The sequence below is a fragment of the Microbacterium sp. OVT16B genome (assembly GCF_019969705.1).
Classification (GTDB): Bacteria; Actinomycetota; Actinomycetes; order Actinomycetales; family Microbacteriaceae; genus Microbacterium; species Microbacterium natoriense.
Genome location: NZ_JAHXZA010000001.1, coordinates 1,274,860 through 1,292,039, shown reverse-complemented (window position 1 = coordinate 1,292,039; position 17,180 = coordinate 1,274,860). Strand labels below are relative to the sequence as shown.

The 17,180-nt window shown below is 68.4% G+C and carries 16 protein-coding genes; 5 read left to right on the top strand and 11 right to left on the bottom strand.

The features are described from left to right. Positions 1–2: 2 nt before the first annotated feature. The 5 genes from LC438_RS06065 to LC438_RS06045 form a co-directional block, all read right to left on the bottom strand. The gene (locus LC438_RS06065) at positions 3–368 is read right to left on the bottom strand and encodes a cupin domain-containing protein (protein ID WP_105672328.1); all 366 of its coding nucleotides are present in this window, start codon (positions 366–368) and stop codon (positions 3–5) included. After that, entirely contained in the window at positions 365–1,330 is a 966-nt protein-coding gene (locus LC438_RS06060) for an acyltransferase (RefSeq protein ID WP_105672329.1), read from the bottom strand. Before LC438_RS06060 ends, LC438_RS06065 begins: the two co-directional genes overlap by 4 nt. An 89-nt stretch (positions 1,331–1,419) precedes the next feature. Further along, positions 1,420–2,784, bottom strand: coding sequence for an NAD-dependent succinate-semialdehyde dehydrogenase (locus tag LC438_RS06055; protein WP_105672330.1), 1,365 nt, complete (start codon positions 2,782–2,784; stop codon positions 1,420–1,422). A gap of 95 nt (positions 2,785–2,879) precedes the next feature. After that, positions 2,880–3,614 carry a cache domain-containing protein gene (locus LC438_RS06050; RefSeq protein ID WP_105672331.1) on the bottom strand — a complete coding sequence of 245 codons (735 nt, stop codon included), beginning with the start codon at positions 3,612–3,614 and terminating at the stop codon, positions 2,880–2,882. After that, on the bottom strand, positions 3,598–4,365 hold the full coding sequence (locus LC438_RS06045) for a FadR/GntR family transcriptional regulator (RefSeq protein WP_105672332.1): 768 nt from the start codon (positions 4,363–4,365) through the stop codon (positions 3,598–3,600). Before LC438_RS06045 ends, LC438_RS06050 begins: the two co-directional genes overlap by 17 nt. A gap of 111 nt (positions 4,366–4,476) precedes the next feature. On the opposite strand from LC438_RS06045, the gene LC438_RS06040 reads away from it, so the two are divergent. The 3 genes from LC438_RS06040 to LC438_RS06030 are packed head-to-tail and all read left to right on the top strand — an operon-like array spanning position 4,477 to position 8,271. Next, positions 4,477–5,634 (top strand): CaiB/BaiF CoA-transferase family protein, encoded by a 1,158-nt coding sequence (locus LC438_RS06040; protein ID WP_105672426.1) that lies wholly within the window; start codon positions 4,477–4,479, stop codon positions 5,632–5,634. After that, the gene (locus LC438_RS06035; RefSeq protein ID WP_105672333.1) at positions 5,631–6,821 is read left to right on the top strand and encodes an acyl-CoA dehydrogenase family protein; all 1,191 of its coding nucleotides are present in this window, start codon (positions 5,631–5,633) and stop codon (positions 6,819–6,821) included. Before LC438_RS06040 ends, LC438_RS06035 begins: the two co-directional genes overlap by 4 nt. Position 6,822: 1 nt before the next feature. Then, a complete protein-coding gene (locus tag LC438_RS06030) occupies positions 6,823–8,271 on the top strand; it encodes an aldehyde dehydrogenase (NADP(+)) (RefSeq protein WP_105672334.1) in 1,449 nt (482 codons plus the stop codon). Positions 8,272–8,337: 66 nt separating this feature from the next. On the opposite strand, the gene LC438_RS06025 is transcribed toward LC438_RS06030, so the two are convergent. Then, positions 8,338–9,759 (bottom strand): NAD(P)/FAD-dependent oxidoreductase, encoded by a 1,422-nt coding sequence (locus LC438_RS06025; protein WP_263294798.1) that lies wholly within the window; start codon positions 9,757–9,759, stop codon positions 8,338–8,340. Positions 9,760–9,965: 206 nt separating this feature from the next. On the opposite strand from LC438_RS06025, the gene LC438_RS06020 reads away from it, so the two are divergent. Beyond that, positions 9,966–10,661, top strand: coding sequence for a TetR/AcrR family transcriptional regulator (locus LC438_RS06020; RefSeq protein ID WP_105672336.1), 696 nt, complete (start codon positions 9,966–9,968; stop codon positions 10,659–10,661). Positions 10,662–10,766: 105 nt separating this feature from the next. On the opposite strand, the gene nrdF is transcribed toward LC438_RS06020, so the two are convergent. The 5 genes from nrdF to LC438_RS05995 all read right to left on the bottom strand — a co-directional run bounded on the left by nrdF (position 10,767) and on the right by LC438_RS05995 (position 15,803). Then, the gene (gene nrdF, locus LC438_RS06015; RefSeq protein ID WP_105672337.1) at positions 10,767–11,747 is read right to left on the bottom strand and encodes a class 1b ribonucleoside-diphosphate reductase subunit beta; all 981 of its coding nucleotides are present in this window, start codon (positions 11,745–11,747) and stop codon (positions 10,767–10,769) included. Positions 11,748–11,778: 31 nt separating this feature from the next. Further along, complete coding sequence (gene nrdE / locus LC438_RS06010; protein ID WP_223586103.1) at positions 11,779–13,923, bottom strand: class 1b ribonucleoside-diphosphate reductase subunit alpha; 2,145 nt, start codon at positions 13,921–13,923, stop codon at positions 11,779–11,781. After that, complete coding sequence (gene nrdI, locus LC438_RS06005) at positions 13,920–14,372, bottom strand: class Ib ribonucleoside-diphosphate reductase assembly flavoprotein NrdI (RefSeq protein ID WP_105672339.1); 453 nt, start codon at positions 14,370–14,372, stop codon at positions 13,920–13,922. The genes nrdE and nrdI overlap by 4 nt, the downstream gene beginning before the upstream one ends. Before the next feature lie 6 nt (positions 14,373–14,378). Beyond that, a complete protein-coding gene (gene nrdH / locus LC438_RS06000; RefSeq protein ID WP_067118559.1) occupies positions 14,379–14,612 on the bottom strand; it encodes a glutaredoxin-like protein NrdH in 234 nt (77 codons plus the stop codon). Positions 14,613–14,942: 330 nt separating this feature from the next. Beyond that, complete coding sequence (locus tag LC438_RS05995; RefSeq protein WP_223586102.1) at positions 14,943–15,803, bottom strand: GNAT family N-acetyltransferase; 861 nt, start codon at positions 15,801–15,803, stop codon at positions 14,943–14,945. 213 nt (positions 15,804–16,016) lie between these two features. On the opposite strand from LC438_RS05995, the gene LC438_RS05990 reads away from it, so the two are divergent. Then, the gene (locus LC438_RS05990; RefSeq protein ID WP_263294797.1) at positions 16,017–17,180 is read left to right on the top strand and encodes an MFS transporter; all 1,164 of its coding nucleotides are present in this window, start codon (positions 16,017–16,019) and stop codon (positions 17,178–17,180) included.

The window sequence follows — 17,180 nt, the reverse complement described above, 5'->3', positions numbered from 1 at the left end:
GGTCAGCGGAGCTCTCGCAGCTCCGAGGTCATGTCGCCTCCGGCATCCCCTGTGTTGACCGTGCCCTTCGGCTCGAACAGGAGGGCATGGACCTCGTCGTCGGCCTTCGGGCAGTGCTCGACGCCGCGCGGCACCACGTACACGTCGTTCGGGCCGAGGACGACGTCGCCGTCGCGGAGCTGGATGGTCAGGGTGCCGCTGATCACCATGAACAGCTCATCGGTGTCGGGATGGGTGTGCCAGACGAACTCGCCCTGCAGCTTCACCACCTTGACGTCGTAGTCGTTCACGCTGGTCAGCCGATGCGGCTGCCAGTGCTCGGTGATGGCCGCGAGGGCGTCGTGCACGTTGCGAACGTCGTCTGTCATACGGCGGAGCCTATCGCCCGTGCGCCCCGCACCCTGGTCTGCCCGGTGATCCACGGGGAGAGCGGGGTGCGCAGCGCGACCAGCCCCAGGGCGAGCGGCACGAGGATGCCGAGGGCGAACTGCGCCCACGGCGGCGCCCCCAGCCAGAGCACGAGCGGATGCAGCAGGACCACGGTCAGCAGCGGCAGGGCGAGAAGAGTGCAGGCCCTGGAGAAGCGCCCGGGGCGCACGACGCTCTCGGCCACGAGGATCAGGCCGATCGCGATCGCGCTCGAGGCGAGAGCGGACACGGCTGGCGTGCCGTCGTCGCCGAGTTTGATGTCCAGCGGCGCCGCCGCGCCGACCGCGACGAGCGCGGCGCCGATGGTCAGGGCCACCACGCCGGAGACCAGCGGCATCGCGATCCGGTCCCGCACCCGACGCAGCGCATCGCCGACCAGCAGGTAGAGCAGACAGGTGGCGATGTAGCCGATGCCCAGGGGCGTGCGCGACAACGGTCCGCTCCACGCCCACGCCGCGAGGGCGCCCGCGATGCCGATGCCCCACTGCGCGGCGTACGGGAGCCGCTCCATCGCGCGGAACACGACGGCGGTGAAGAACAGGGCCGAGACGAACCACAGCGTCACGTAGGGCATCTGCGCGAACCGGCCGCCCTCCACACCCCCGGCGATCGTGTGCAGCGCATCGACCGGCTTCACGATCAGCAGCACCGCGGTCAGCACGGCGAACGCCGCCACGTAGGGGCGCCCGAGGCTGAGCGCGCGACGGAAGACCTCCGTGCGCAGCATCCGTCCGGGTTTCCAGAGGTACCCCGTCAGGATGAAGAACACGGCCACGTGCCACGAGTACAGCCACGCCTGCGTGACGTCCTTCGTGAACGCGTGCCCTGCGACGATCGCGGCGACCGCGAGGAGCCGCACGAGGTCGATCGCACCGGAACGGTCGGGGAGCTGATCGAGCATCACCCCAGTATTCGCCGCGCTCCCTATGAGCGCAGTGGGCTTGACGGATGCGTCCGAGCGACCCGTTCCCGCGACCCGATCCGATCCGATCAGCCGATGCGGATCATCTTCTTGTTCACGAACTCGTCGGCCCCGAAGCGGCCGAGCTCACGGCCGGAACCGCTGCGCTTGACGCCACCGAACGGCAGCTCGGCACCGTCGGCGCCGACGACGTTGACGAAGACCATGCCGGCCTCGATCCCATCGGCGACGCGCAGTGCCTGCTCGGGGTCGGTGGTGAAGACGTACGACCCGAGACCGAAGGGCGTGTCGTTGGCCAGCTCCACGGCCGCCGCCTCGTCGGCCACGCGGAAGACCTGGGCGACCGGGCCGAAGAACTCCTCATGGAACGCGTCGCTGCCGGGAGCCACGTCCGTCAGGATCGTCGCCGAGTAGTAGTTCTCCCGACGAGTGCCGCCCGAGTGCAGCGTGGCCCCCTGGGCGACCGCGCGGTCGACCTGCTCGGCGAGGATCTCGGCGGCACGAGCCGACGAGAGCGGCCCGAGAGCGGTGCCCTCCTGCGCGGGGTCGCCCTCGACGACCGCGTTCATCGCTGCGGTGAACCTGTCGAGGAACGGCTGGTAGAGCTCGTCGACGATGATGAAGCGCTTCGCCGCGTTGCACGCCTGTCCGTTGTTGTCGACGCGGGCGAGCACGGCAGCCTCCACGGTCGCGTCGAGATCGTCGGTGGAGAGCAGGATGAACGGGTCGGATCCGCCGAGCTCGAGCACGACCTTCTTCAGGTGGCGTCCCGCGATCTCCGCGACCTTGGCTCCGGCGCGCTCGGACCCGGTGAGCGAGATGCCCTGCACACGCGGATCGGCGATGACCGTCTCGATCTGATCGTGCGAGGCGTAGAGGTTGACGTACGCCCCCTGCGGGTACCCCGCGTCGAGGAAGATCCTCTCGATCGCCGCGGCGGACTCGGGGCACTGCTCGGCGTGCTTGAGCAGGATCGGGTTGCCGATCACGAGGTTCGGGCCCGCGAAACGCGCGACCTGGTAGTACGGGAAGTTCCACGGCATGATGCCCAGCAGGACGCCGAGCGCAGAGCGGCGCACGAAGGCCGACCCCTCTCCGGCGAGGAGCTCGATCGGCTCATCCGCCAGCAGCGACTCGGCGTTGTCGGCGTAGTACTCGAAGATCGCGCTGGCGAACTCCACCTCTCCGACGGCCTGCTCGATCGGCTTGCCCATCTCGCGGACGATGATCTCGCCGAGCTCCTGGGCGCGCTCGGCGTGCAGCTCGGCCACGCGGCGCATCAGCGCCGCCCGCTCGGCCACCGTCGACGTCTTGGTCCAGGTGAGCCGCACCCGCTCGGCATCCGCGATCGCCTGTTGGAGGGCGTCTTCGCCGATGGTGTCGTACGTGCGCTCGATGACGCCGGTCGTCGGGTTCGTCACTGCGTAGGTCATGGGGCTCCTTCGATCCATGCGGGCGCGCGCTCGATCCGCACGCTGTTGAAAAAAGATACTACACAGGATGTTTCAGGATAAGACGTGACCCCTGATCATCCTCGCACCGGGTCCGGCTGCGGGTCCATGACGACCGCGAACGGCGCGCTGCGGCACGCCAGCGCGGCGCCGTCCTGCCATCGAGCCCGCGAGCCCGGCACGATCTCCGGCACCGTGGAGAGCACCACCCGGCCACCCGCTCCGACCAGCGCCAGCGGGGCGGAAGAAGCGGCGAAACCGGGAAGGAGTTCGCGCTCGAGGGTGCTCACGGCGATGTCGGCGCCCACGACGCCGACCACGGTCGCGGATTCCGACGCCCCCGACGACAGCGGCATCGTCACTGTCACGATGTAGTCGCAGGTGCACAGATGATCGACATAGGGCCCGGTGACATGAGCCCGCCTGGTGTCGACGGGCACGCGATACCACTCGCGATCACGGAAGTCCCGCACGTACTCGACGTAGCCGCGGGCGGACAGGTCGAGCGGCGTGGGCTCTGTCGTGGTGCGAAGCACCGGGTTGGTGCTGAGGGGCCCCAGCCACCACGCGAAGTGCATTCCGCCCGGCCCCTCGGATGCGTCGTCCGCGATCGCACCGGCACCGACGAGGAGCGGATTCGCGCGCGCCAGCTCCGGCACCACCAGAGACTCCACGCAGGCATCGAGTTCGACACGGCGGTCTCCCCCCTCGGCCAGCACCTGCTCTGCGCGCTCCCGCCAGCCGTGCAGGGTCGCCACGACGCCGTCGAAGAGGTCGTCGGCGTGCGCCGCGGCGTCAGCTCGCGCGTCCATCGCTCACCTCCTGCCGAGCGCCCTCGATGCGGCTGGCCAGCACGCGCCGGAGGAGCGCCTGCTCGAGCGCTTCCACCGCAGAGCGCGCAGCCCCCGGCTGCCGCCGCTGGACCGCACGGAGGATGCGCCGATCGGCTGCTCTGACGTCGCTCCGCGTGGCCTCGTCGTCGAGACCCGCCAGCAGCACGGAACCCGACTCCGCCTGGAGACGGATCTGCTCGCGCACGAGTCGCGGAGACTGGCTCAGCACGGCGAGCTCGAGCTGGAAGCCGCCCTGGTTCATCCGCGCAGCCGCAGCCGAGGAGTAGTCCGCCGCATCCAGCCAGCGCGTCACTCTGGCGACCTCGTCCTCGGTGGCGCGCTCTGCGGCGGCGGCCGCCGATGCGGACGCGAGCGCTCCGAAGATCACGGCGATGTCGGCGAGCTCCATCGGACTCAGACGCCGCACTCTGGCAGCGAGCATGTCGTCCTGGTCTCCGCCCTGCCCGACGACGAAGCTCCCTCCTCCGCGACCGCGGCGGGTCTCCAGAACCCCGGCCGTGCGGAGGATCCCGAGGGCCTCGCGCACCGTGATGAGCGCCACGCCGAAGCGGCGCACCAGCTCCGGCTCGCTGGGCAGCCGCTCACCGGGCTGCAGCACACCGAGCGCGATGCCGTCGGCGAGCCGCTGCGCCACCTGCTCCGCGCGACCGGCGTCGGTGAGCTGAGCGAACACGGCCGCTTTCACGCCGGGTCCAAGGTTCGAGGGCATGTCCTCACGATAGTCGAGCCCGGCCTCGCCGAACGCTTGAGTGCTTTGAAAGATTCCATATAGGATCAATACCGGTTGCACGCTGCACCCGACATGCGAAGGCGGATGACGATGACCGATTCAGCGCGCTCCGGACGACACGGAGTCCTCGACGGCGTGCGCGTCGCGGACTTCTCCCGGGTGCTGGCCGGCCCCTACGCCACGATGACTCTGGCCGACTTCGGCGCCGACGTCCTGAAGATCGAGCCGCCGCTCGGCGACGACACCCGGCACTGGCTGCCTCCGATCGACGAGAACGGGATGGCCACCTACTTCGGCAGCGTGAACCGCAACAAGCGGTCTGTCGCGCTCGACCTGACCGACGAGGCGGATCGCGCGCGTGCACTGCGGCTGGCGGCATCCGCCGATGTCGTCGTCGAGAACTTCCGTCCAGGCGTGATGGCGCGTTTCGGCCTGGACCACGACGCCGTGCGCGCGGTTAATCCGGCCGTCGTCTACTGCTCGATCACCGGTTTCGGCGACGGGGCCGGCGCCGCCCTGGCCGGCTACGACCTGCTCGTGCAGGCCGTGGGAGGGCTGATGTCGATCACCGGAGACCCCGACGGCCCTGCGGCCAAGGCCGGTGTCGCTCTGGTCGACGTGCTGTGCGGGCAGAACGCTGTCGCGGGGATCCTCCTCGCACTCCGCGAGCGCGACCGCAGCGGGGTCGGGCAGCGGATCCAGGTCGACCTCCTGCACAGCCTGCTGTCGGCTCTGACCAACCAGGCCGCCTCCACCCTCGCCACCGGCACGCCCCCGCGGCGCCTCGGCAACGAGCATCCGTCGATCGCGCCGTACGCGCTGTTCCGCGCCGCCGATCGCGACCTCGTGATCGCCGTCGGCAACGACAAGCAGTTCCGCGCGCTGTCCGCGGCGCTCGATCTGGCGGGGCTTCCGACAGATCCGCGCTTCGCGAGCAACGCCGACCGCGTCGCGCACCGCGACGAGCTCACCGCCATCCTCGAGAATCGCCTGGCGACCGCCCCGGCGACGGAGTGGGTCGCGCACCTGAGCGCCGCGGGCATCCCCGCCGGCCTCGTGAACGACGTGGCCGAGGCCATCGCCTTCGCCGAACGGCTCGGGCTGGACCCGGTCGTCGAGCTCGGCGCATCGCGCACGATCGCGAGTCCGATCGGTCTGAGCGAGACCCCCGCGGACTACCGCACCGCGCCCCCTGAACTGAACGACGCGCACCCCGCCGCATGGCTCACCGGAGAGGAACTCCCATGACACACGCCCCCCGCATCGACACCGTGTTCGACTTCGACGCGCTGCTCACCGACGAAGAACGCGACTGGCAGCAGCGAGCGCGAGCGTTCGCGCAGGAGCGCATCCAGCCGGTCATCGAGCAGGACTTCGAGGACGCGCACTTCCGTCGAGAGCTGATTCCCGAGCTCGGAGCACAGGGCTTCCTCGGCATGCACATCAGCGGATACGGATGCGCGGGCGCTGGCGCCGTGTCGTACGGTCTGGTGTGCCTGGAGCTGGAGGCTGCAGACAGCGGCTGGCGCACCTTCGTATCGGTCCAGGGTTCGCTGGCGATGAGCGCGATCGCCAAGTACGGCTCCGAAGAGCAGAAGCAGCAGTGGCTGCCGCGGATGGCGACGGGAGAGGCCGTCGGATGCTTCGCCCTCACCGAACCCCAGGGCGGGAGCGACCCCGCAGCGATGACCACCACCGCTCGGCGCGACGGCGACGGCTGGGTGATCGACGGCGCCAAGCGCTGGATCGGACTGGCGTCGCTCGCCGACGTCGCGATCGTCTGGGCGCGCGTCGACGACCCCGCGTACGGCGAAGGGGGACGCGCGGTGCGCGGCTTCCTGGTTCCGACGAGCACGCCCGGCTTCACGGCGACGCCGATCGCAGGAAAGCTGTCGATGCGCGCATCCGTGCAGTGCGATGTCACGCTCGACGGCGTGCGGCTGCCGAGCGACGCGATCCTCCCCGGCGCCGAAGGGCTCTCCGGCCCGTTCGGGTGCCTGAACGAAGCGCGGTACGGGATCATCTGGGGCGCCATGGGCGCCGCCCGCAGCTGCCTGGAGGCGGCGCTCGAGCGATCGATCTCCCGCGAGGTGTTCGGCAAGCCGATCGGCGCGAACCAGCTCACCCAGGCCAAGCTCGCCGACATGCTGCTCGAGGTCGAGAAGGGCACGCTCCTCGCGCTGCACCTCGGCAGGCTGAAGGAGCGCGGCGCTCTGACCGCGGCGCAGATCTCCGTCGGCAAGCTGAACAGCGTGCGCGAGGCGCTGAAGATCGCGCACCAGGCCCGCACGATCCTCGCGGGAGACGGGATCACGAACGAGTTCCCGGTGATGCGGCATGCCGCCAACCTCGAGTCCGTGCGCACCTACGAGGGCACCGACGAGATCCACCAGCTCGTCATCGGACGCGCCCTGACCGGCCTGAGCGCGTTCTGACATGAGTGCGCACGATGCCATGGAGGATGCCGTCCTCGCTGCCGCCCGTTCCGGCCTCGCCGAGTCCTCGCGCGCCGATCGCGCGGTGTGGCTGCGCGCGATCGCCGATGCGCTCACCGCGCACGCCGACGAGCTGATCGCCCTCGCCCACGTCGAGACCCATCTGAGCCTCGCGAGACTCGGCGGAGAAGTCGTGCGCACCGCCACCCAGTTGCGCTTCTTCGCCGACGTGATCAGCGAGGGCTCCTACCTGGAGGCCACGTTGGACAGCCCTGACCCCGCACTGATCCCGCCTCGGCCCGACCTGCGCCGCATCCTGCGGCCGCTCGGGGTGGTCGCGGTGTTCGCCGCGTCGAACTTCCCGTTCGCGTTCTCCGTGCTCGGCAACGACACCGCCTCAGCGCTGGCCGCGGGCTGCCCCGTCGTCGTGAAAGCCCACCCGGGCCACCCCGGGCTGTCCCGCCGGGTGGCCGAGATCGCCCGCGAGGCGCTCGTCGCCGCGAACGGCCCCGCAGACGCGCTGACGCTCGTGGAGGGCGTCAGCGCAGGAGCCGCACTCGTCCAGCATCCGCTCATCGCCGCCGTCGGATTCACCGGATCCACCCGCGGAGGGCGCGCGCTGTTCGACCTCACCTCCGCCCGCCGCGCGCCGATCCCGTTCTACGGCGAGCTCGGCTCGGTGAATCCGGTCGTGATCACGCCGCGGGCGGTCGCGGCATCCGGCGCCGGCATCGCGGCCGGCCTGGCCGGCTCGTTCACGCGCGACGGCGGGCAGTACTGCACCAAGCCGGGGCTGGTGTTCGTGCCGCCGAGCGCCGAGTTCGACGAGGCGCTGACCGCAGCCGTCGCCGCGTCAGCCGGGCAGCAACTGCTCACCAGCGGGATCTCCTCCGCGTTCGGGGAGGGCGCGGCGGAGCTCGAGGCGGAAGCCGACGTGGAGGTTCTCGCGCAGGCGCCGTCCGTGGACGGGGAGGCCGCGCCCGTGGTCGCCGCGATCGGCGCCGACGCCTTCCTCGCAGAGCCGGAGAGGTTCCAGCAGGAGCACTTCGGTCCGCTCACCCTGCTGGTGCGGTACGACTCCGCCGCACAGCTCGACGCCGCCCTGGCCGTGCTCGAGGGGAGCCTGACCGGCACGGTCTGGTACGCACCGGACGACGACGATGACGCTCTCGTCTCGGCGGCGACGACGGCGCTGTCACGGATCGCCGGGCGCGTGCTCTACAACGGCTGGCCGACCGGCGTCGCGATCGCGTGGAGCCAGCACCACGGCGGCCCCTGGCCGGCATCCACGGCGTCCGTGCACACCTCGGTCGGGGCGACGGCGATCCGACGATTCCTCACTCCGATCGCGTACCAGGACGCCCCGCAGAGCGTGCTCCCGGCGGAGCTGCGCGACGGCAACCCGCTGTCGGTGCCGCGTCGCGAGGACGGACGTCCGGTCGGGGGCTGACCCGCTGCGGAGGAACGACGAAGGGCGGTGCCGATCGGCACTGCCCTTCGTCCTGTCGCGTCGAGGTCACACGCGTTCGGAAAGAGCCTCCACGATCCGCGCTGCCGTGTCCGTGCCGATCCGTACACCGCCGTCGACGTGCTGGTATCCGCTGCCCTGGATGTCGCTGCTCGCGAAGAACATCGGCCCGACCGGCTGGTTCTGCTGGTGACCCCAGCGGCTCAGACCGCCCAGATCGTAGCTCGTGGCGAATGCTCCGCGGGTCCACTGCTCGCTCCCCCAGTCGGAGACGTAGGAGGCCACGGGCTGCGTCGCCTCCTCGCCGAAGTACGCGGCGAACGAGTTCAGGATCGCGCGGCGACGTTCCTCCTCAGGGAGCGCCCAGGCGCGGTCCGCGGCCTCCCCCGCGATGAATCCGACGAGCATTCCTCTGCTCTCGTGCGGAGAGCTGTTGTCGTAGACCTCGCAGACGAGCTCGTGGGAGGCGAAGCCGGTCCCACTGAGACCTCGATCGCGCCAGAAGGGACGATCGTAGGCGGCCTGCACCTTGATCACGAGACCCATCGACACGTGCTGATGAGCGACCTGCCTCTCTCTCGGCAGCTCCGGCACGTAGTCGATGCGCGAGTACAGGTTCGGCGGGACCGCCACGACCGCGAAGCGCGCCCGCACCCGCAGTCCGTCGCTGACGGCGAGCACCTCACCGGGTGCGCCGTCGCCGTCCGCACTCCAGTGCAGCGAGCGCACGGGGGCGTTCACGCGCACGACGTCCGCGCCCAGTTCGGCGGCGATCTGCTCCGAGACCGACTGCATGCCTCCGACCACGCGCTCGTCCAGCAGCAGATCCTCGTCGATGAGGTTTCCGAAGTTCTCCGCCGAGGCGATCATCAGCAGCGCCTGCAGCACGGAGAAGGCATGTGCAGGCTTGGTGAGCATTCCGGCGGCGATGTAGTGCTCGACGATGCGACGGGCCTGAGGGTCACCGGAATGCTCGGAGAGCCAGGTGGCGAACGAGATCCGATCCAGCTCCGCCGCCCGAGGGTGCGCCCAGGGCGCGCTCACGTCCATCTGCGCCGCCAGCTCGTCCAGCCCCTCGACCAGACGCCCGATCTCGGCAAGCGTGGCCGGAGCGACCGGGAAGTCCCCGTCGAACTCGTGGCGCACCCCGTCGGGGGTCACGAAGACGGAGTCGCCCTCTCGGTACCGGCGGAAGGTCTCCTTGCCCAGCTCGGCGAGCAGGTCCTTCAGCGCAGTCTGCTCGACCGAGATCCACTGCCCGCCGATCTCGAAGAACGAGCCGTCGATCGTCTGAGACCAGGTGCGTCCGCCCACGCGATCCCTGGCCTCGAGCACGGCGACCGAATGCCCGGCCTGCGTCAGGCGGCGCGCGGTGACGAGACCGGATATGCCCGCACCGATCACCACGACGTCACGGTCGAGGACCTCCGTTTCGTCCACGTCTCCGGCAGTGGATCGTGCACCCGTCATGGTCTTCCTCTCGCTCCGGACCGCGCAGGGCGGACCCGCTCACAGCGTGGCCGGAGTACCGAGCCGAATCAGCGCTGATGGCCCTCCGAGCCTAGGCAAGCGGTCGCATCACGCTCCAGGAGATCACCGGGAACGTACATTTATCGGCCCTAGGAGCGCATAGAATCAGCTCAAGCTCACTTCAAATCGTTCATTAATGAGGGCCCATGTCGACATCGCGTGCCGCCGCTGCGCCGTCCGTCCGGCGCGCGCCGGGAAGGCCCCGCGAGCGCGTGCTCGATCGCGACCTGATCGCCGAGGCGGCGTTCGCCGAGATCCGCGCCGCGGGGATCCGCGGACTCACGATGCGTGCGCTCGCGCGACGACTGGGGGTGACTCCCAGTGCCCTCTACAACCACGTCTCCTCCCGTGACGACGTGCTGGCGCTGCTGCAGGAGCGCTTCGCTGCGACCGTGGACACGACAGGCTTCGGCGTCGTGCCCCTTCGCGAGGCGCTCTCCCGCTGGGCCTGGAGCTATCTGGAGAGTCTTCGCGCACGTCCGGAGCTGGTGCCGCTCATCGTCGCGGTCCCTCTGGCTCATACGCCCTACACGGCGCTGATGTATCAGCGCGTGGTGACCGGGTTCACCGAGGCGGGATGGCCGGACGAGAGCATCATCACCGCGATGAGCATCCTGGAGACCTACATCTTCGGCGCCACCGCCGATTCGGACTCCCCGGATGACGTGTATCAGCCCAAGGATCCGGGCCGCTCTCCCGTGCTGGCGCGTACGGCGACGGCGTTCGCCGCCACGGTGGCCGAACGCGACCTGCCACCGCGTGACCTGCTGTTCACGATCGGCCTCGATGCGCTCCTGACCGGGATGCACCACCGCTGGGGGGCGAGCGGACGCGCCCGTTGACGCAGAACACGGCGGACACGACGAAGGCCCCAGGGTGTTCGCTCGGCTCGAGCGAACACCCTGGGGCCTTTCGTCGTCACAGACTCTGCGACTGATCGGCTCGGTCTAGAAGTCCCAGTCGTCGTCTTCCGTGGCCTCGGCCTTGCCGATGACGTAAGACGAACCCGAGCCGGAGAAGAAGTCGTGGTTCTCGTCGGCGTTCGGCGAGAGCGCCGACAGGATCGCCGGGTTCACGTTCGTGACCGTCGACGGGAACATCGCCTCGTACCCGAGGTTCATCAGCGCCTTGTTGGCGTTGTAGTGCAGGAACTTCTTGACGTCTTCGGTGAGGCCGACGCCGTCGTAGAGGTCCTGCGTGTACTGCACCTCGTTGTCGTAGAGCTCGAACAGCAGGTTGAAGGTGTAGTCCTTCAGCTCCTGACGACGCTCCTCGGTCTCGTTCTCGAGCCCCTTCTGGAACTTGTAGCCGATGTAGTACCCGTGCACGGCCTCATCACGGATGATGAGGCGGATCAGGTCGGCCGTGTTCGTCAGCTTCGCCTTCGACGACCAGTAGATCGGCAGGTAGAACCCCGAGTAGAACAGGAACGACTCGAGCAGCGTCGAGGCGACCTTGCGCTTGAGCGGGTCGTCGCCCTGGTAGTAGTCCATGATGATCTGGGCCTTCTTCTGAAGGTTCGGATTCTCGGTGGACCAGCGGAACGCCTCGTCGATCTCCTTGGTCGACGCGAGCGTCGAGAAGATCGAGGAGTAGCTCTTCGCGTGCACCGACTCCATGAACGCGATGTTGGTGTACACCGCCTCCTCGTGCGGAGTGATCGCGTCGGGGATCAGCGACACGGCGCCGACGGTGCCCTGGATCGTGTCGAGCAGCGTCAGGCCGGTGAACACGCGCATCGTGAGCAGCTGCTCATCAGCAGTCAGCGTGTTCCACGACTGGATGTCGTTCGACAGCGGCACCTTCTCCGGCAGCCAGAAGTTGTTCACCAGACGGTTCCAGACCTCGAGGTCCTTGTCGTCGATGATGCGGTTCCAGTTGATCGCCTGAACGCTGTCGACCAGCTTGATCGGGGTGTGGGGAGTCATCTTCTCGTCGTTTCTCGGGTTCAGGGACAGGTCAGAGCATGCAGGAGACGCACTCGGTCATGTCGGTGCCCTCGAGCGCCATCTGACGCAGACGGATGTAGTAGATCGTCTTGATGCCCTTGCGCCATGCGTAGATCTGCGCCTTGTTGATGTCGCGCGTGGTGGCGGTGTCCTTGAAGAACAGCGTCAGCGACAGGCCCTGGTCGACGTGCTGCGTGGCGGCGGCGTACGTGTCGATGACCTTCTCGTAGCCGATCTCGTACGCGTCCTGGTAGTACTCCAGGTTGTCGTTCGTCATGAACGCAGCCGGGTAGTAGACGCGACCGAGCTTGCCTTCCTTGCGGATCTCGATCTTCGACGCGATCGGGTGGATCGACGACGTCGAGTTGTTGATGTACGAAATCGAACCGGTCGGCGGCACGGCCTGCAGGTTCTGGTTGTAGATGCCGTGCTCCTGGATCGACGCCTTGAGCGCGACCCAGTCCTCCTGCGTCGGGATGTGCTTGCCCGCGAAGAGCTCCTTGACCTTCTCGGTCGCCGGCACCCACGCCTGATCGATGTACTTGTCGAAGAACTCCCCCGACGCGTAGGTCGAGTCCTCGAACCCGTCGAACGCCTGCTTGCGCTCGATCGCGAGGTTGTTCGAGGCGCGCAGCGCGTGGAACAGCACCGTGTAGAAGTAGATGTTCGTGAAGTCGATGCCCTCTTCGGAGCCGTAGTACACGTGCTCGCGAGCGAGGTAGCCGTGCAGGTTCATCTGGCCGAGGCCGATCGCGTGGGAGCGGTCGTTGCCGTCCTCGATCGAGCGCACGGAGCGGATGTGGCTCTGGTCGCTGACCGCGCTCAGCGCGCGGATCGCCGTCTCGACCGTCTGGCCGAGGTCATCGGCATCCATCGACAGCGCGATGTTCATCGAGCCGAGGTTGCAGGAGATGTCCTTGCCGATCTGGTCGTACGACAGGTCGTCGTTGTACGTGGTCGGCGTGTTCACCTGCAGGATCTCGCTGCAGAGGTTGGACATGTTGATGCGGCCCTTGATCGGGTTGGCCTTGTTCACCGTGTCCTCGAACATGATGTACGGGTAGCCCGACTCGAACTGGATCTCGGCGATCGTCTGGAAGAACTCGCGCGCGTTGATCTTCGTCTTCTTGATGCGAGGGTCGTCGACCATCTCGCGGTACTTCTCGGTGACGGAGATGTCGCCGAACGGCACCCCGTAGACCTTCTCGACGTCGTACGGCGAGAAGAGGTACATGTCCTCGCCGTTCTTCGCGAGCTCGAACGTGATGTCGGGCACGACGACGCCGAGCGACAGCGTCTTGATGCGGATCTTCTCGTCGGCGTTCTCGCGCTTGGTGTCGAGGAACCGCATGATGTCGGGGTGGTGCGCGTTGAGGTACACCGCGCCGGCGCCCTGACGGGCACCGAGCTGGTTGGCGTAGCTGAAGGAGTCTTCGAGCAGCTTCATCACGGGGATGATGCCGGAGGACTGGTTCTCGATCTGCTTGATCGGCGCACCCGCCTCGCGGATGTTCGAGAGCAGCAGCGCCACGCCGCCGCCGCGCTTGGAGAGCTGGAGGGCGGAGTTGATGCCGCGGGCGATCGACTCCATGTTGTCTTCGATGCGCAGGAGGAAGCAGCTGACGAGCTCGCCACGCTGCGCCTTGCCCGCGTTGAGGAACGTCGGGGTCGCCGGCTGGAAGCGGCCGGAGATGATCTCCTCGACCAGCGCGACGGCGAGCTTCTCGTCGCCGTCGGCGAGGCCGAGGGCGGTCATCACGACGCGGTCCTCGAAGCGCTCGAGGTAGCGCTTGCCGTCGAACGTCTTGAGCGTGTAGCTCGTGTAGTACTTGAAGGCCCCGAGGAACGTCTCGAAGCGGAACTTCTTGCCGTACGCGAGATCGTTGAGCTTCTGGATGAACTCCATCGAGTACTGCTCGATCACGGCGGGCTCGTAGTACTCCTTCTCGACGAGGTAGTCGAGCCGCTCCTTGAGCGAGTGGAAGAACACCGTGTTCTGGTTGACGTGCTGCAGGAAGTACTCCCGCGCCGCGCGCTTGTCGGCGTCGAACTGGATCTTGCCGTCCGCGTCGTACAGGTTCAGCATCGCGTTGAGCGCGTGATAGTCGAGGCCCTCATAGTTGGGGTTGGCCTTGAACGCCACTGTCTCGGTCACTGCGTCCTGCTCGTCAACTGTGGTACCCACCGTCGCTCCAATCCGTCGGTCACCCGATCGACATCGTCCTGTGTGCCGAAGATTTCGAGCCGGTACAAGTGAGGCACGTGGCACTTGCGGCTGATGATTTCGCCGGCGAGGCAGAAGGACTCGCCGAAGTTGGTGTTGCCCGCGGAGATGACTCCGCGGATGTGACGCCGGTTGTTCTCGTCGTTGAGGAACCGGATCACCTGTTTGGGCACGGCTCCGCGCTCGACGCCGCGCCCCTCACCCCCGCCATAGGTGGGGGTGACGAGCACGAACGGCTCGTCGATGACGAGCGGTTCTTCCTGCGGTCGAAGCGGAATACGACGGGCCGGAAGCCCGAGCTTCTCGACGAAGCGTGCGGTGTTGCCCGACACGCTGGAGAAGTAGACCAGGAGCGGCGCAGCGGTCGCGACGGCGCTCATGGGTGATCAGGCCAGACGGGACGCGAGCTCGTCGATCTTGTCGGGACGGAAGCCCGACCAGTGGTCTTCATCGGTCACGACGACCGGCGCCTGCATGTAGCCGAGCGACTTGACCTGCTCGAGCGCCGCCGGGTCCTCCGACAGGTCGTGGATCTCGTACTCGATGCCCTTGGCATCCAGCGCACGATAGGTGGCGTTGCACTGAACGCAGGAAGGCTTCGTGTAGACCGTGATCGACATCGTGAATCCCCTCAAATCTCTGGTTTATCCGGCAGACCCCCGCCGGGAGTTCAATACTACATATAGGGACGGACATTGGAGGCGACCACAAGGGGTAGTAGTTACATCCGTGTAGTTTTCCACCGTTCTCCACCGATACAACACAGGTTCTCCACCGTTTCTTCCACAGCCCCGAGGGTGTCGAACCGGGCGTCGAAACGCGTAATCTCGCGGCTCCGGAGAGCCCCGCTCGGATCCATCCACAGGGGGCACGCTACGCGCGGCATCCGACATTCGATTTTCTGTGGAAACTGCGTTCCGGCGTGTCGCGGCGTGTCCGCGACACGAACCTCAGCGCACCGACGGACGACGCTGCCAGGTGGTCGTGACGGGCCGGTAGCCGAGGCGCGACCAGAACGGCCCCGACTGCGGATTCGCCACCGAGTAGTCGAGCCGCACGGAGCCCGCCCCCTCCCCCGCGAGGATGCCGTGGACGGCGTCGACCACCCTCCGGCCGAGTCCGGCTCCGCGCGCATCCGGGGCGAGGTACATGGCGTCGAGGTAGGCGCGAGGCGGAGAGCCGGGCGTCTCCGCCTCGGGGAAGGCGTGCACGTAGCCGAGCGCCGCGCCGTCCTGCTCGATCAACCACGTCCAGTCCGGCCAGGACCGCAGCCGATCCGTCATCGACGCCAGAAGCAGCTGCTCCGCCCCCTGCCTGCGGAACACGGCGCCGAAGTCGGCCTCATGGGAGAGGAGAAGGGCGTCGAAGGCAGCGAGCGCCGAGGCGTCGGATGCCGAGGCCGCACGCAGCAGCGCCCCGTCTCCGAGTCCGTGCGTGGCGGCGAGTCCGTGCGCGGCATCCGATCGGCCGGAGGAGGACAGCCTGCGGACCGCGTCGATCGTGACGGGAGCGAAGCCCCTCGTCAGCAGGGCGAGGACGAGGTCGGTGTCGTCGCTCGGCAGCCGCACCGTGCAGGACGACTCCTCATCACCGGGCTCCTCGACGGCGAGCACGTCGTCCAGCCAGACGTCGAGCACCTCCTCCACGGCCGCGCGGCGGGCGTCCCGGTCGCCGTCTCCGCAGCTCAGCTCGAGGGTGTGGCGACGCAGCGCGCCCCACAGGGCCTCCGCCTCGTCGGCGCGGAAGGAGGAGAATCCGGCCGTCGCCTCGGCCGGAACAGCTCCTCGTCGGGCTCTCAGCACCTCGGTCATCGGGTCCTCCTCGGCGACCCGACCGGGCGCCGGGTCCGCGGTCCACGTTCGCGCGCGTGCCCGCGAGTGAGCAAGAGGACGCGATCAGCCGTTCACCGGGAGGCAAGCGCCGTGCGCGACCGCACACGCGGGTTCCTCCGTGTCCCCGCCGCCCGGTAGCGTTGACCCGTGGCGGGATATCGGGATCTTCTTCGCACGCCGGGAGTGGCGCGCATGATCGCTGCTCAGCTGACCGCGCGCTTCCCGAACGGGATGAGCTCCCTCGCGATCCTGCTGCACGTCGAGCAGCAGACCGGCTCGTACGGCGCCGCCGGTCTCGTGCTCGCGGCGACCAGCGTCGGTCAGGCCGTCGCCGGTCCGATCACGAGCCGGTGGATGGGTGTCTGGGGCATGCGGCGCGTGCTCACGCTCACGCTCAGCGTGTGCGTCGTCGCCGTCCTGGGTCTCGCCCTGCTGCCTCTCACCCTGCCGGGATACATGATCCTCGGTCTGATCGCCGGGCTCTCCACCCCGCCGATCCAGGCAGCGGTGCGGACGATCTACCCCAAGCTGGTGAACTCGTCCCAGCTGACGCCGCTCTTCTCCCTCGACGCCTCCCTGCAGGAGATCATCTGGATCCTCGCTCCGGTGGTGATCACCCTCGTGTCCACGCAGATCGGCACGGTGGAGGGCCTGCTGCTCGTGGCGATCGTGCTGGTCGGCGGCGGCTCGTGGTTCATCCTCTCCCCCGAGGTCGGCCGCGTCCGCATCCCGCGCAGCCGCAACCCCCTCGGCACGGTCGTGCTCAAGCCTCCGGTGATGCTGGCGACCGTGATCGGCTTCCTCCTGATCGGCGCGTGCGCCGCGGTCGAGGTCGGCGTCGTCGCCACCTTCGAGCACGGAAGCCTGGAGGCGGGGCTCGTCCTCGCGGTGTTCTCCGCGGGCAGCCTGGCGGGCGGACTCGCGTTCGGCCACCTCCCCATCGGCCCCTGGGCGATGGCCAGGCGACTGCTGATCGTCACGGTAGGACTCGCGCTGACGATGGTGATGCTGAACGTGTTCTGGCTCGGCGGCACCCTGATCCTCGCGGGGATCGGCATCGCCCCCGCCCTCGCGATGCTCTTCGCGATCACCTCGGCGAGCGTGAAGTTCAGCGAGACCGCCGAGGCGTTCGGCTGGGCGGGCACCGGTCAGCTCATCGGCGCGGCTGCGGGCTCCGCGGTCGCCGGCTTCCTCGTCGACGTCACCGACTGGCGCGGCGCGTACCTCGCGGCCACGCTGTTCGCCGCGGTCGGGCTGGTGGTGTCGATCGTGTTCGTCCGAGCATTCCCCGACCTGCGCGGCCGCGACGCGAGCCCCCGCCCCGACACGGAGCCGCTCGCCGTCACCCCGTCCTGA

What these genes read in the sequence shown, in the direction of transcription:
- LC438_RS06065 (WP_105672328.1), bottom strand. Translation starts at nt 368, where the DNA reads ATGACAGACGACGTTCGCAACGTGCACGACGCCCTCGCGGCCATCACC.
- LC438_RS06060 (WP_105672329.1), bottom strand. Translation starts at nt 1,330, where the DNA reads ATGCTCGATCAGCTCCCCGACCGTTCCGGTGCGATCGACCTCGTGCGG.
- LC438_RS06055 (WP_105672330.1), bottom strand. Translation starts at nt 2,784, where the DNA reads ATGACCTACGCAGTGACGAACCCGACGACCGGCGTCATCGAGCGCACG.
- LC438_RS06050 (WP_105672331.1), bottom strand. Translation starts at nt 3,614, where the DNA reads ATGGACGCGCGAGCTGACGCCGCGGCGCACGCCGACGACCTCTTCGAC.
- LC438_RS06045 (WP_105672332.1), bottom strand. Translation starts at nt 4,365, where the DNA reads ATGCCCTCGAACCTTGGACCCGGCGTGAAAGCGGCCGTGTTCGCTCAG.
- LC438_RS06040 (WP_105672426.1), top strand. Translation starts at nt 4,477, where the DNA reads ATGACCGATTCAGCGCGCTCCGGACGACACGGAGTCCTCGACGGCGTG.
- LC438_RS06035 (WP_105672333.1), top strand. Translation starts at nt 5,631, where the DNA reads ATGACACACGCCCCCCGCATCGACACCGTGTTCGACTTCGACGCGCTG.
- LC438_RS06030 (WP_105672334.1), top strand. Translation starts at nt 6,823, where the DNA reads ATGAGTGCGCACGATGCCATGGAGGATGCCGTCCTCGCTGCCGCCCGT.
- LC438_RS06025 (WP_263294798.1), bottom strand. Translation starts at nt 9,759, where the DNA reads ATGACGGGTGCACGATCCACTGCCGGAGACGTGGACGAAACGGAGGTC.
- LC438_RS06020 (WP_105672336.1), top strand. Translation starts at nt 9,966, where the DNA reads ATGTCGACATCGCGTGCCGCCGCTGCGCCGTCCGTCCGGCGCGCGCCG.
- nrdF (WP_105672337.1), bottom strand. Translation starts at nt 11,747, where the DNA reads ATGACTCCCCACACCCCGATCAAGCTGGTCGACAGCGTTCAGGCGATC.
- nrdI (WP_105672339.1), bottom strand. Translation starts at nt 14,372, where the DNA reads ATGAGCGCCGTCGCGACCGCTGCGCCGCTCCTGGTCTACTTCTCCAGC.
- nrdH (WP_067118559.1), bottom strand. Translation starts at nt 14,612, where the DNA reads ATGTCGATCACGGTCTACACGAAGCCTTCCTGCGTTCAGTGCAACGCC.
- LC438_RS05995 (WP_223586102.1), bottom strand. Translation starts at nt 15,803, where the DNA reads ATGACCGAGGTGCTGAGAGCCCGACGAGGAGCTGTTCCGGCCGAGGCG.
- LC438_RS05990 (WP_263294797.1), top strand. Translation starts at nt 16,017, where the DNA reads ATGATCGCTGCTCAGCTGACCGCGCGCTTCCCGAACGGGATGAGCTCC.